This window comes from Micromonospora thermarum, from assembly GCF_012034245.1.
GTDB classification, from domain to species: Bacteria; Actinomycetota; Actinomycetes; order Mycobacteriales; family Micromonosporaceae; genus Micromonospora; species Micromonospora thermarum.
In genome coordinates, this window is the sequence record NZ_JAATEO010000026.1 from 1 (window position 1) to 13,221 (window position 13,221).

12 protein-coding genes are annotated in these 13,221 nt (G+C 71.9%); 5 read left to right on the top strand and 7 right to left on the bottom strand.

The genetic code is table 11. The features are described 5' to 3' along the window. Window positions 1-348: 348 nt before the first annotated feature. Window positions 349-1,095, bottom strand: a complete 747-nt coding sequence (locus HCJ94_RS21810; protein WP_168002898.1) for a neutral zinc metallopeptidase — start codon at window positions 1,093-1,095, stop codon at window positions 349-351. Window positions 1,096-1,192: 97 nt separating this feature from the next. Beyond that, complete coding sequence (locus HCJ94_RS21815; RefSeq protein WP_168002899.1) at window positions 1,193-1,570, bottom strand: nuclear transport factor 2 family protein; 378 nt, start codon at window positions 1,568-1,570, stop codon at window positions 1,193-1,195. 329 nt (window positions 1,571-1,899) lie between these two features. On the opposite strand from HCJ94_RS21815, the gene HCJ94_RS21820 reads away from it, so the two are divergent. From HCJ94_RS21820 to HCJ94_RS21830, 3 genes are all read left to right on the top strand, one after another. Next, complete coding sequence (locus HCJ94_RS21820; RefSeq protein ID WP_168002900.1) at window positions 1,900-2,376, top strand: VOC family protein; 477 nt, start codon at window positions 1,900-1,902, stop codon at window positions 2,374-2,376. A 2-nt stretch (window positions 2,377-2,378) separates the two neighbouring features. Next, window positions 2,379-2,585 (top strand): bleomycin resistance protein, encoded by a 207-nt coding sequence (locus tag HCJ94_RS21825; protein WP_168002901.1) that lies wholly within the window; start codon window positions 2,379-2,381, stop codon window positions 2,583-2,585. Window positions 2,586-3,034: 449 nt separating this feature from the next. Beyond that, on the top strand, window positions 3,035-3,496 hold the full coding sequence (locus HCJ94_RS21830; protein ID WP_240944423.1) for a DUF1877 family protein: 462 nt from the start codon (window positions 3,035-3,037) through the stop codon (window positions 3,494-3,496). A 77-nt stretch (window positions 3,497-3,573) separates the two neighbouring features. Here HCJ94_RS21830 and metH read toward each other — a convergent pair whose 3' ends face one another. Next, window positions 3,574-7,089, bottom strand: coding sequence for a methionine synthase (metH, locus tag HCJ94_RS21835; RefSeq protein ID WP_309227378.1), 3,516 nt, complete (start codon window positions 7,087-7,089; stop codon window positions 3,574-3,576). 262 nt (window positions 7,090-7,351) lie between these two features. Here metH and HCJ94_RS21840 point away from each other — a divergent pair, with 262 nt between their 5' ends. Beyond that, complete coding sequence (locus HCJ94_RS21840) at window positions 7,352-8,221, top strand: PAC2 family protein (protein ID WP_168002903.1); 870 nt, start codon at window positions 7,352-7,354, stop codon at window positions 8,219-8,221. Window positions 8,222-8,374: 153 nt separating this feature from the next. Beyond that, window positions 8,375-9,166, top strand: a complete 792-nt coding sequence (locus HCJ94_RS21845) for a GntR family transcriptional regulator (protein WP_168002989.1) — start codon at window positions 8,375-8,377, stop codon at window positions 9,164-9,166. Between the two features lie 120 nt (window positions 9,167-9,286). Here the strand turns inward: HCJ94_RS21845 and mshC are convergent, their stop codons facing one another. The 4 genes from mshC to HCJ94_RS21865 all read right to left on the bottom strand — a co-directional run bounded on the left by mshC (window position 9,287) and on the right by HCJ94_RS21865 (window position 12,809). Beyond that, on the bottom strand, window positions 9,287-10,525 hold the full coding sequence (mshC, locus tag HCJ94_RS21850; RefSeq protein WP_168002904.1) for a cysteine--1-D-myo-inosityl 2-amino-2-deoxy-alpha-D-glucopyranoside ligase: 1,239 nt from the start codon (window positions 10,523-10,525) through the stop codon (window positions 9,287-9,289). A 67-nt stretch (window positions 10,526-10,592) separates the two neighbouring features. After that, window positions 10,593-11,411: an SCO1664 family protein gene (locus HCJ94_RS21855; protein WP_168002905.1), complete on the bottom strand. Its 819-nt coding sequence runs from the start codon at window positions 11,409-11,411 to the stop codon at window positions 10,593-10,595. Continuing rightward, window positions 11,408-11,983, bottom strand: a complete 576-nt coding sequence (locus HCJ94_RS21860; protein WP_168002906.1) for a DUF3090 domain-containing protein — start codon at window positions 11,981-11,983, stop codon at window positions 11,408-11,410. Before HCJ94_RS21860 ends, HCJ94_RS21855 begins: the two co-directional genes overlap by 4 nt. A 109-nt stretch (window positions 11,984-12,092) precedes the next feature. Then, complete coding sequence (locus HCJ94_RS21865) at window positions 12,093-12,809, bottom strand: MSMEG_4193 family putative phosphomutase (RefSeq protein WP_168002907.1); 717 nt, start codon at window positions 12,807-12,809, stop codon at window positions 12,093-12,095. Window positions 12,810-13,221: the final 412 nt, after the last annotated feature.

Sequence of the window (13,221 nt, forward strand, 5' to 3'; positions counted from 1 at the left end):
CCCCCGCCACGATTCCACCCCCGCGATGCCCCCGATCACACCCCCAAACCGGACGCCCGGCGCCAGAGGGTTACCCCCCAGCCGGACATACCGCCCAACCAGCGCAGGTGGCGCACCGAGGTCATGGAACGATTTCGGCCTTTCAGGGGCCATTTCCCTCCAAGATGTCGCCCGGATACGGGGCTGAGCCGGCGCGGCCGGGCGGACCAGGAGCAGGTCAGGGGTGTGGCCCGCCGTGACCGGCGCAGGGATCAAGCCTGACCGCCCAGAGCCGGGCACGGCGGGCCACACCCCCAACCGCAACCACCCAGGAAGACCCAAGCGACCCACACCACAGCGGCAGAGCCGCTACGTCAGGTCACACGCGTCCAGGGACTTCTCGTACCCCCGGAAGAACGCTCCGGTGCGCTGCTCGGGGGTGCCGTGCGACCCCTCGGCGAACCACGGCTGGTCCGGGGCGTCGCCGACGGCGAGCAGCCCTTCCCGGAACTCCTCCAAATCGCCGTCGTCGAGGCGCAGGGTCCCCGACCGTACGGAGTCGCCGAGGAACGCGCCGGCCATGCAGTCGGCCTGTAGTTCCTGCTGGATGGTGAAGTTGTAGCGGATGCCGAGGCGGGTCTGGATGCCGTGGGCGTACTCGTGGCCGAGCAGGTAGAACACGAACGCGTCGCCGATCTGCCGGAAGGCCCCGAAGGACCAGTTGACGTCGTACGCGATGTAGTCGCTGGCCGAGCAGTAGACCGCGTTGTTGCGGGGGATCTCCTGCCCGCCGCAGCTCACCTCGCCGCTGCGCCGGTACGGGATGACCCGGCGGATCGGCTGGAACCCCTGCCCCGAGGCGCGGAACTGCGTCGCCCAGTACCGCTCGGCGATGCTGCGTGCGTCGGCGACGTCCTGCTGGAACTCCTCGACGCTGGTCGTACCGTCGGCGCGGGTGGACTCGGCACCGGGCGTACCCGATGATGCGGGCCGTTCGGGCGGCGGCGCTCCCCCGGGTTCGGACGTTCCCCCCACCACGCAGCCGGCCGCCGTCACCAGGGCCACCGTCAGGCCCACCAGCGAGGCACCGGGCCGTCGTCCCGTCCGCGTCGTCACTGCGCCCTCCCGGCCGTCGGCGATGCGGCGTGCAGTACCCCGGCGGTACGCCCGTCATGCCGATCGGAGGTATCTACGCCCCGGGCACCCGGACGGTTCAGCCGGCCGCCACCAGCGCCGAACGGCGCCGGCCTGCGGCCCGGGTGCCGTACGCTCGGCGACCACCGCCTCCGATGTTCGAACCCACCACCATGGGACCGCTGTGGGTTCCGGTGAACTCCACCTCGCCCGCGACCGCACCGTCATCCTCGTCCACGACGCGGCTGGTACGGCGAACGCGCATGTCCGGCAGTGCGTCCAGCCATGCCCGTACGTATTCACGCGCGCCCTCCTTGGTGGTCACGGGCGCGCCGATCGTGGTGTCGCGAAGCACGAGATCATCGGCGAGCAGGCCGACGAAGGCATCGAGACGGTGGATGTCCCATGCATCGAGCCGGGCGTCATCCAACCTCTTGAGGGCTTCCCTGTCGATCACGCACCTCCAGCTGGCAACCTCGCCTCCTGGTCCATCCTGCCCGGGCACCGCCGCCCAGCCGTATCGATCGTTCCGTACCCGACCACGGCGGTGACACGGACCGGTTACGAAGTCGACCAGCACAACCTCCGGATCCTCCCGTGACATGGCCGAATCGCAGGTAGCGTCCGGCGGTAGGAACAAGGCGGCAGGAGTCCCTCCCGGTTCTCGGTCACGCGTGCGTTGATCGCGGCCTTGGTGGCCGAGAGTTGGCGGGAGGTTCCCACGGTCGCGACAGACCAGCGGACGCGAAGCAGCGGCACATTCCCACCGATGGCCGGAGGATCCACATGAGCGGCACCGACACCTCGACGGAGACGCAGGAAGTGGGAACCGTCGACATGAAGCTCGAGGTCGTGACGTTGCCCGTCACCGATGTCGATCGGGCGAAGAGCTTCTACCAGAGCCTCGGCTGGCGACTCGACATCGACTTCGCCTTCAGCGAGGACGTCCGAGCGGTCCAGTTCACGCCCCCTCGCTCGGCCTGCTCGATCGCCTTCGGGAAGGGCCTCACCACAGCCGAGCCGGGCTCCGCGAAGCGCCTGGAGCTGGTGGTCTCCGACATCGAGGAGGCGCGTGAGGATCTCGTCCGCCGCGGCGTCGACGTCAGCGACGTGTTCCACCGGGACGGGGCGAATTTTCTTCCCGGCCCGGATCCGCAACGTCGCTCCTACCTGTCGCATGCCTCGTTCAGCGACCCGGACGGCAACGAGTGGCTGCTTCAGGAGGTCACGACCCGGCTCCCGGGTCGGGAGTGGGACGACTGACCATGGATATCGCCACGCTCGCAACGCTGCTGCACGAGACAGCCGAACGTCACGGCCCGTTCGAGGCGGCCGCGCCACCACACGACTGGTGGGACTGGTACGCCGCGTACCTGCATGCCCGCGAAGAGGGAAGCACGCCGGACGAGGCCTCCGCGGCCGCCGCGCGCTACATGGCGGACGTCAAGCACGTCGACGTGACATCCGATTGACGTGATCATCGAGGCCGAGGCGCGAGCAAACGGTCAGGCCCGGGGAACGGCGTCATGGCCAGCGAGACAGCAACCGCAGAACTGACCTGGATCCCACGCGGCCGGGGCGTCTCTCGACGTCGTGGACCAGAGGTTCGCGAGTCATCTACAGTCGGCCTATGGATGCCGGCGCCATCATCGAGTTTGCTCTGATGGTGTTCGCAGTCCCTAGCTGCCTCTTTCTCCTTGCCGTCCTCACGGCCTGGTGGAAGCAGAAGAACTGAGCCACGATGCGCTGCGCACGACCTACAGCATGAGAGCCGTCGTCGGTTAGCCCTCGGTGCCTCCTACTTGGCGTTGGCCTGTCGGCCGCCCGGACCTGGTCTTCGTCGACGACGCGCTCGTGCCTGCGGTGCCGGTTGGCCACGGGGCTCGCGTCGGTGGCGCCAGGTAGTTTGCCGAGAGTGAGCATGTGGATCTACTTTCAAGGGCTCGAATCTTCCGAGCTGCCCGTGCGCCCGGCGGGTTTCGACGCCCTGTTCGATGTGGAGTTCGACGAGCTACGCCGGCGGGTCCGCGCAGGTGACGCAGTATGGCTGGAGGCCGGCTTCTTCCAACTTGACGAGATCTACCTGCTCCAGTCGCACCTGGGCCGTGACCGGGAGCTCCCCATCTTCGAAGGTCGGCACATACCGGACCCCGGCGGCGGCCCGGGCCACGTGGCGCTCGACCCGCCGGAGGTGGCACGCACGGCGGCGTATCTGGAGAGAGTTTCGTTCCCGGACCAGTGGCAGGAGTGGCGGCAACTGCCCTCGTCCGAGTCGGATGAGGAGCTGCGGGAGCGCCTGGCTCAGTACCACGACGACCTACGGGCCTTCTACGCCAGGTCCGCGGAGCAGGGCTCGGCGGTGGTCAAGCACTTCTCGTTCTGACCCGCTCTGGACGCCTCCCGAAGGGCGTAGGCGGGTGATCGGAGGGTGATTGCGCAGCTCAAGGCCCGGTGACGGCGTCACTTGGCGTTGAAGTAGCTCGCCTCCGGGTGGTGGACGACGATCGCGTCGGTGGCCTGCTCCGGGACGAGCTGGAACTCCTCGGACAGCTGCACGCCGATCCGGTCCGCCCCCAGCAGGTCCACGATCTTGGCGCGGTCCTCCAGGTCGGGGCAGGCCGGGTAGCCGAACGCGTACCGGCAGCCGCGGTAGTCGGTGCGCAGCAGGCCGGCCAGGTCCGCCGGGTCGTCGTCGGCCACCGTACGCCCGCCGGGCAGGGTCAGCTCGGCGCGGATCCGCCGGTGCCAGTACTCCGCGAGGGCCTCGGTGAGCTGCACGGACAGGCCGTGCACCTCCAGGTAGTCGCGGTACTCGTTGCGGGCGAACAGCTTCGCCGTGTACTCGCTGATCGGCTGGCCCACGGTGACCAGCTGCAACGCCACCACGTCCAGCTCCTCGCCGCGGGGGCGGAAGAAGTCGGCCAGGCAGAGCCGTCGCTCCTGCCGCTGCCGGGGGAACGAGAACCGGGCCCGCTCGGAGTGGCCGTTCTCGTCCAGCACCACCAGGTCGTTGCCCTCGGAGTACGCCGGGAAGTAGCCGTACACGACGGCCGCTTCGAGGACCTGGTCGGAGATGAGCCGGTCCAGCCAGTAGCGCAGCCGCGGCCGGCCCTCGGTCTCCACCAGCTCCTCGTAGGACGGTCCCTGGCCGCCCCGCGCGCCACGCAGCCCCCACTGCCCGAGGAACGTGGCCCGCTCGTCGAGCAGCGCCGCGTAGTCGGCCAGCGGAACGCCCTTGACCACCCGGGTGCCGAAGAACGGCGGGGTGGGCAGCTCCACGTCGACCGCCACGTCGGAGCGGACCGACGAGTCGTTCAGCTCCGGCAGGGACTCGGTGACCACCGCTCGCTGCCGCTCCCGGCGGGCCCGGCGGGCCGCAAGGGCGGCCTCCCGCTCGGCGTCGACCACGGGCGCGCCACCGCGCTTCGCGGTCATTACCCGGTCCATCAGGGACAGCCCCTCGAACGCGTCCCGCGCGTAGTGCACCTGCCCGGGGAACATCGACCGCAGGTCGTCCTCGACGTACGCCCGGGTCAGCGCCGCCCCGCCGAGCAGGACCGGCCAGCGCTCCGCGACCCCGCGCGACGCCATCTCGGCCAGGTTCTCCTTCATGATGACCGTGCTCTTGACCAGCAGCCCGGACATGCCGATCGCGTCGGCGCGGTGCTGCTCGGCGGCGTCGAGGATGGCGTTGATCGGCTGCTTGATGCCGATGTTCACCACCTCGTAGCCGTTGTTGGACAGGATGATGTCCACCAGGTTCTTGCCGATGTCGTGCACGTCGCCCTTCACCGTGGCGAGCACGATGCGGCCCTTGCCGCCGTCGTCGGCCTTCTCCATGTGCGGTTCCAGGTACGCCACCGCGGTCTTCATCACCTCGGCGGACTGGAGCACGAACGGAAGCTGCATCTGGCCGGAGCCGAACAGCTCACCGACGACCTTCATCCCGTCCAGCAGGATGTCGTTGATGATGGACAGCGGCGTCCGGCCCTCGGCCATGGCCGTGTCCAGGTCGGCCTCCAGGCCGTTGCGCTCCCCGTCGATGATCCGCCGCTTGAGCCGCTCGTTCAGCGGTAGCGCCGCCAGCTCCTCCGCCCGGGTGGCGCGCGCCGACGCGGCGTCGACCCCCTCGAACAGCTCGATGAAGCGCTGCACCGGGTCGTACCCCTCGCGACGCCGGTCGTACACCAGGTCGAGCGCGACCTCCCGCTGCTCCTCGGGGATCTTCGACATCGGCAGGATCTTGCTGGCGTGCACGATCGCCGAGGTGAGCCCGGCCTGCACGCACTCGTGCAGGAACACCGAGTTGAGCACCTGCCGCGCCGCCGGGTTGAGGCCGAACGAGACGTTGGAGATGCCCAGCGTGAAGTTCACCCCCGGGTACCGGGTGGCGATCTCCCGGATGGCCTCGATCGTCTCGATGCCGTCGCGGCGGGTCTCCTCCTGCCCGGTGGCGATCGGGAAGGTCAGCGCGTCGATGAGGATGTCGGACCGCGACATGCCCCAGCGGCCGGTCAGATCCTCGATCAGCCGTGAGGCGACGCGGACCTTCCACTCCCGGGTGCGGGCCTGGCCCTCCTCGTCGATGAGCAGCGCGACCACGGCGGCCCCGTGCTCCTTGACCACCGGCATCACCCGCGCGTAGCGGGAGTCGGGGCCGTCGCCGTCCTCGAAGTTCACCGAGTTGACCACGCACCGGCCGCCGAGCATCTCCAGCCCGGCCTCGACCACCGCCGGCTCGGTCGAGTCGAGCATGATCGGCAGGGTGGAGGCGGTCGCGAACCGGCCGGCCAGCTCGCGCATGTCCTGCGTGCCGTCGCGACCCACGTAGTCGACGCAGAGGTCCAGCAGGTGCGAGCCGTCCCGGGCCTGGCTGCGGGCGATCTCCACGCACGCCTGCCAGTCACCGGCGATCATCGCCTCGCGGAACGCCTTGGAGCCGTTCGCGTTGGTGCGCTCCCCCACCATCAGCACGCTGGCGTCCTGGGCGAACGGCACGTGGTGGTAGATCGACGAGACACCCGGTTCCGGCCGCGGCTCCCGCGCCACCGGCGTACGGCCGCGCAGCCGCTCCACGAGGACCCGGATGTGCTCCGGTGTGCTGCCGCAGCAGCCGCCGACCAGCGAGACGCCGAAGTCGGCGACGAACCGTTCCAGGGCGTCGGCCATCTCGACGGGGGTCAGCGGGAAGTACGCGCCCTCCGAGGTCAGCACCGGCAGGCCGGCGTTCGGCATCACCGACAGCGGAACCCGGGCGTGCTGCGACAGGTAGCGCAGGTGCTCGCCCATCTCGGCCGGGCCGGTCGAGCAGTTGAGGCCGATCAGGTTCACGCCGAGCGGCTCGATCGCGGTCAGCGCCGCGCCGATCTCGCTGCCCAGCAACATGGTGCCGGTGGTCTCGACGGCGACGTGGCAGATGATCGGCACCTGCCGGCCCAGCTCCGCCATCGCCCGCTTCGAGCCGACCACCGCCGCCTTGACCTGGAGCAGGTCCTGGCAGGTCTCGACGATCAGCGCGTCCGACCCGCCGGCGATCAGACCGGCGGCGTTCTCCTGGTACGCGTCGCGCAACGCCGCGTACGCGGCGTGGCCGAGGGTGGGCAGCTTCGTGCCGGGGCCGATCGAGCCGAGGACGAACCGGGGCTGTTCCGGCGTGGCGTACGCGTCGGCGGCCTCGCGGGCCAGCCGGGCGCCCGCCTCGGACAGCTCGCGGATGCGCCCCTCGATGCCGTACTCGGCGAGGTTCGGCAGGTTCGCGCCGAAGGTGTTGGTCTCCACGCAGTCCGCGCCCGCGGCCAGGTACGCCTCGTGCACCCCGCGGACGACGTCCGGCCTGGTCACGTTGAGGATCTCGTTGCAGCCCTCAAGGCCGTCGAAGTCGTCGAGGGTCAGGTCCGCCGCGTGGAGCATCGTCCCCATCGCCCCGTCAGCGATCAGGATCCGGTCCGCCAGCGCGTCGAGCAAAGAGATCCGCACAGGTTCAGGTTAGTGGGAGTGGTCGCGGCGTGGTCGACCCCGGCTCGCCGGTCCCACATTCTGTCACCGGGATCACCCGGGCCGGCTCACCATGCTATGACCGGCCGGCGGCGGGCACGACCGGCGCGGCCGACGGGCCGGGTCCCGTCCCGGCACGTAGGCTGACGGACGTGAGGGACTACAGCGACACCACCGTGCACGGCGGGCGGCCGGCCGGACACCACCCCGGCGCCGTCCCCGACGAGCAGGGCGAGGTGACGGCATGACCGAGTTCGACGGACTGCCGGTGCTGCGGTCCCCCGTGGCCATCGCCGCCTTCGAGGGCTGGAATGACGCCGCCGACGCCTCGACCGCGGCCGTCGAGCACCTCGAGCAGGTGTGGCAGGCCAGGCCGGTCACCGAGCTCGACCCGGAGGACTTCTACGACTTCCAGGTCAGCCGTCCCACCATCACCATGTCCGACGGGGAGACCCGCCGGGTGGAGTGGCCGACCACCCGCTTCATGGTCGCCAGCCCGGCCGGCACCGAACGGGACGTGGTGCTGATCCGGGGCATCGAGCCGAGCATGCGCTGGCGCACCTTCTGCGAGCAGGTGCTGGAGATCTGCCACAGCCTGGAGGTCGAGCGGGTGGTCCTGCTCGGCGCGCTGCTGGCCGACGTGCCGTACACCCGACCGCTGCCGATCAGCGGCAGCGCCTCCGACAAGGACGCCGCCGAGCGCTACCAGCTCACGCCGACCCGCTACGACGGCCCGACCGGCATCGTCGGGGTGCTGCACGACGCGTGCACCCGCGCCGAGGTGGACGCGGTGTCGTTCTGGGTGCACGTGCCGCACTACGCCAACAACCCGCCCTGCCCCAAGGCCACCCTCGCCCTGCTGCACCGCGTCGAGGAGGTGCTCGACCTGCCGGTGCCGATGGCCGACCTCGCCGAGGAGGCCGCGGAGTGGGAGCAGCGGGTGCGCAGCGCGGCCGAGCAGGACGCCGAGCTCGGCGAGTACGTCCGCGAGCTGGAGGAGCGGGTCGGCGACGCCGGCATCACCCCGCTGACCGGGGACGAGATCGCCCAGGAGTTCGAGAAGTACCTGCGCCGCCGTGGCGGCTCCGCCGGTCCCACCGCCGGCTCCTGGTGACGTCCGTCCGCTGACCGGGCCCCGGATCCGTCCTGGGGCCCGGCTCGCTTCGTGCCCTGGTTCGCTCTGCACTGCTCCCCCGCGTGTCAGGGGTGGCGCGCGCCACACCGCGTAGGGCATCCTAGGAACCTAGCTGTGATCGAGGAGGCGGGTGTGCAGATCAACCCCGGCGCGGCCGAGTTCCCGCACCGGCAGATCGCCGCGCAGCTCAAGGCCCAGGTGCGCCGCGGCGACTGGGGGCCGGGCGAGCGGCTGCCGTCCATCCCGGCCATCGCCGAGATGTTCGGCGTCGCGAAGCAGACCGTGCAGCGCGCCGTCGACCAGTTGCGGGTCGAGGGCATCCTGATCACCAAACCCGGCTCCGGTACGTACGTCCGCGGCACCCGGCGCCGCCTCAACCGCCTCTCCCGGGGCCGGTACGGCGGCTTCCGCGGCTACCACACCGACCTGGCTGCCCGGTACCGCCAGCAGCTCCTCTCCGTCGGCCGGGCCCCCGCCCCGCCCGAGGTTGCCGACGCGTTCGGGGTCGCCGACGGCACCGACCTGCTCTGCCGGCGGCACCTGGTCCGCACCGAGGACTCCCCGGTCGAGGTCGGCGCCTCCTGGTTCCTGCCCGCCGACACCGCCGGCACCTCGCTGGAGCGGGCCGAGGCGTTCGGCCGGCCGCTCTACCAGGAGGCCGAGGAGGCGACCGGCCGGCGGTACGTCACCGCCACCGACACGATCAGCGCCCGCCAGCCCAGCCGGGAGGAGGCGGAGATCCTCCAGATCCGCCCCGACACGCCGGTCCTGCACCTGCTGCACGTCGCGTACGACGGGCACCGCAAACCGATCGAGGTCGCCCAGGCCACCTGGCCCGGCCCGGTCACCACCCTGACCGAGGAGTACCGCGTCCCCGCCCCCACCGCCGACCCCGACCCGGACCCCGGCCTGGTCCTGGGCTGACTCACCCCTCCCCGCCCGCGATCTTGCAGTTTCTGCCCCGACAGACCGGGACACAAGCCGCGAATCGAAGGCCGAAAGTGCAAGATCGACGAGGAGGGCGGGACGGAAGGGGAGGGCGGGTTAGAGGCGGATGCCGAGGAGGGCGTCCACGGTGGCCGTGAACAGGGCCGGCGCCTCCGGGTCGTCGCCGGTGCCGGCGAGCGCCTGGTCGGCCCAGGCGTCGGCCAGCGCGAGCGCGCCGGGGGTGTCGAGATCGTCGGCGAGGCGCTCGCGTACCCCGGCGAGGAAGGCCGCGCCGGACGGCCCGGACGGCGCGGCACCGGCCCGCCGCCAGCGAGCCAGCCGCTCCTGCGCGGCGGTCAGCAGGTCGTCGGTCCACGAGCGGTCGGTGCGGTAGTGCCCGCTCATCAGGGCCAGCCGGACCGCCATCGGATCCACCTTGTCGGCCCGCAGCCGGGACACGAAGACCAGGTTGCCGCGGGACTTCGACATCTTCTCGCCGTCCAGGCCGATCATGCCCGCGTGCACGTAGTGCCCGGCGAACGGCGCCTGGCCGGTCAGCCGCTCGGCGTGCGCCGCGGAGCACTCGTGGTGCGGGAAGAGCAGGTCGTTGCCGCCGCCCTGCACGTCGATCCGGTCGCCGAGCAGGTTGAGCGCGATGACCGCGCACTCGATGTGCCAGCCGGGACGGCCCGGACCCAGGTCACCGCCGGGCCAGGACGGTTCGTCCTCCCGGGCGCCGCGCCACAGCAGCGGGTCCAACGCGTCGCGCTTGCCGGCCCGGTCCGGGTCACCGCCGCGCTCCGGGAAGATCTCCAGCATCTGCTCGCGGGTCAGGTTGGACTCGTACCCGAAGCGGGGCGCGGCGGAGATGTCGAAGTAGACGTCGCCGGTGCCGTCGTCCAGCCGGTACGCGGCGCCCTCCTTGAGCAGCACGAGGACCTTCTCGGCGATGTCCGGGATCGACTCCACCGCACCGACGTAGTGCGCCGGCGGGATGATCCGCAGCGCCTCCATGTCCTCCCGGAACAGGGCGGTCTCCCGCATCGCCAGGACCTTCCAGTCCTCGCCGTCCCGGGCCGCCCGCTCCAGCAGCGGATCGTCGATGTCGGTGACGTTCTGCACGTACGTCACGTCGAGCCCGGCGTCCCGCCACACCCGCTGCGCCAGGTCGAAGGTGATCATCGTGGCGGCGTGGCCGAGGTGGGTGGCGTCGTACGGGGTGATGCCGCAGACGTACATCGTGCCCGCGCCGGTCGGGGTGCTGGGCGCCGCGCCCTGCCGCGCCGAGTCGAACAACGACAGCGGGCCGCCCCTGCCGGGCAGCCGTGGCACCTCATGCCCCACCCAAGACTCCATGACCGCCAGCCTAACCAGCCGCCGGGCGGCCCCGGGCCGCGCCACCGGTGATCAACGTGACAGTCGCTCACATGGGCGGCCAGGGCACCGCCGGCCAGTCCTGCGGCGGCTGCGGGAACCGGCCGGTGGCACGCAACCGCTCGATCCGCGCCGCCAGCTCGGCGATCTCGCCGAGGGTGAGGTGCTCGCCCAACTCCTCGCCGAGATCACCGGCGACCCGGCCGGCGAGCGCGTCGAGCATCTCCACCGCGTCCGGCGGCAGCGCGCGGCCGGCCCAGCCCCACAGGACCGTCCGCAGCTTCTCCTCCACGTGGAAGCTCACGCCGTGGTCCACGCCGTAGATCCGGTCGTCCGGGCCGAGCACCACGTGGCCGCCCTTCCGGTCGGCGTTGTTGATGACCGCGTCGAGCACGGCGAGCCGGGCCAGCCGCGGGTCGTCGGCGTGCGCGAGGGCGTACGGGGTGCCGTCGTCGTCCCGGGCGGCGGCGATCGGGAACCAGCGGGGCGGCAGCGCGTCGACCGGCACGAACCCGACCAGCGGCTCCCCCTCGGCCGGCTCGTCGATCCAGAGCTGGCAGGAACCGGGGCCCAGCGGGCCGTCCCGGAGCACCGTCGGCGGCACCAGGTCCCACCCGGTGGCGCGGGACACCAGGTACGCGGCGACCTCCCGGCCGGCGAGGGTGCCGTCGGGGAAGTCCCAGAGCGGCCGCTCGCCCCGGACCGGCTTGTAGACGCAGCGGGCGCTCACCCCGTCCAGGGTCAGCACGCCCCGCAGCGTGGTGTTCGACGCGTCCACCAGCCGGCCCTCCAGGTCGAGCGTGCCGTCCCGGAGCAACCGGAGCGCGGCGTCGCCGTCCTGGCGGGGTTGCAGGTCGGACGAGGTCACCGGTGGTAACCGTTGTGGCGCGGGCAGAGGTGACCCGCGGGGTCGAGCGGCTGGCCGCACAGCGGGCAGGGCGGACGGCCGGCGTTGACCACCCGCCGGGCGCGTTCGATGAACTGGCGGGTCGCCTCCGGGGTCAGCCGCACCCGGAGCCGGTCCAGGTCGTCGTCCGGCTCGTCGTCGTCGGACTCCTCGTCGTCCGGTTCGCCGAGCTCGACCTCGGTCTCGGTCTCACCGACGGCGATCGCCTCGATCACCACCGTCTCGGTGTCGACGTCGAAGGCCAACCCCAACGTGCCGACCCGGAACTCCTCGTCGACCGGCGTGTCCAGCGGGTCGTTGTCGCCGAGCGTGGCGCTGGGCTCGGGAACCTTCACCCCGAACCGGCGCTGGGCCTCGGAGAGCAGCTCCTCCAGCTTCTCGGCCAGCAGCGAGACCTGAACCTTCTCCAGCGCGACGCTGACCAGCCGGCCTCCGCCGCGCGCCTGGAGGAAGAACGTCCGATCCCCCGGCGGCCCGACGGTCCCGGCGACGAACCGCTCCGGCGGCTCGAAGGCGTGCACCTGGTGGGTCATGCCTCGACCCTATCCGGCGCGCCCACGCAGCGCGCACCCCACCGACCCGAATCGCCGCCCGGTGGGGCCGGGCGTCGCGGGCCGCGTCCGCGGATCCCCCGGCGGGGTCTCACCGGGCGGTCGCTCCCGCTCCCCCGCCGACCGCCGCGTCGGAGTCGGCCGGGCGGGCCGCCCGCCGGCGCCGCTTCCGCGGCGGCGGGACCAGCGCCGCCAGGTCGCCGCCGGTGTCGTTGAGCCGCATCAGGAACGGCCGCAGCGGGGTGTAGCGGATCGCCGTGACCGACGCCGGGTCCGCGACGATGCGCTGGAAGAGATCCAGGTGTACGCCGAGCGCGTCGGCCACGATCGCCTTGATCACGTCGCCGTGCGTGCAGGCCAGCCACACCGCCTCGGCGCCGTGCTCGGCGGTCACCCGCGCGTCCCAGGCGCGCACCGAGGCGACCGCCCGCGCCGCCATGGCGGCCATCGCCTCACCCTCGGGGAAGACGGCGGCGCTGGGATGCTGCTGGACGACGGGCCACAGCGGCTCCTTCGCCAGCTTCTTCAGCGGCTGCCCCTCCCAGCTGCCGTACCCGCACTCGATCAGCCCGTCCTCCACGACCGGCGCGGCCTCCGGCAGCGCCAACTCCAGGGTCTGCCGGCAGCGGATCAGCGGGCTGGTCACCACGGCCGCGAGAGGCACCGGCTTGAGCCGCTCCCCGACGGCCGTGGCCTGCGCCCGACCGGTCTCGTCCAGCTCGACCGGCTGCCGGCCGGCGAGCCCGCCGTCGGCGTTCGCGGTCGTCCGGCCGTGTCGCAGAAGCAGAAGGGTCGCCACGGTGACCACCCTAGGCGGTGTCGTGGGTGCGGTCCGGTCCCGTCGGGTGTCGGGCGTGGTCGTCGCGGTTGGGCGGTGTGCCCGGTCCGCTCCGCCCGAGTGCGTCGGCTCAGCCCCTGGTCCGGGCCGCCACCTGGGTGCGGTGGGTGGTATGTCCGGCCCTGGAGTGCCAGGTGTCCGGTTTGGGGGTGTGATCGGCGGCATCCCGGGGGTGGAATCGTGGCGGGGGCGGGGTCGTTACATCACCTGGACGATCGAGCAAGAGGCCCCGCCCAGCGGGGCGGCCCCGGAATGATGGCGGCCGGCCGGTCGTTACATCTGGACCCGGCACCACGAGGGCCCCCCGGGCCCGGGTCGCCGATCCGATCACCACCCCACCCCCCTGGGCCTGGTGATCATCCCCCAACTGTCTTTTGAGCGC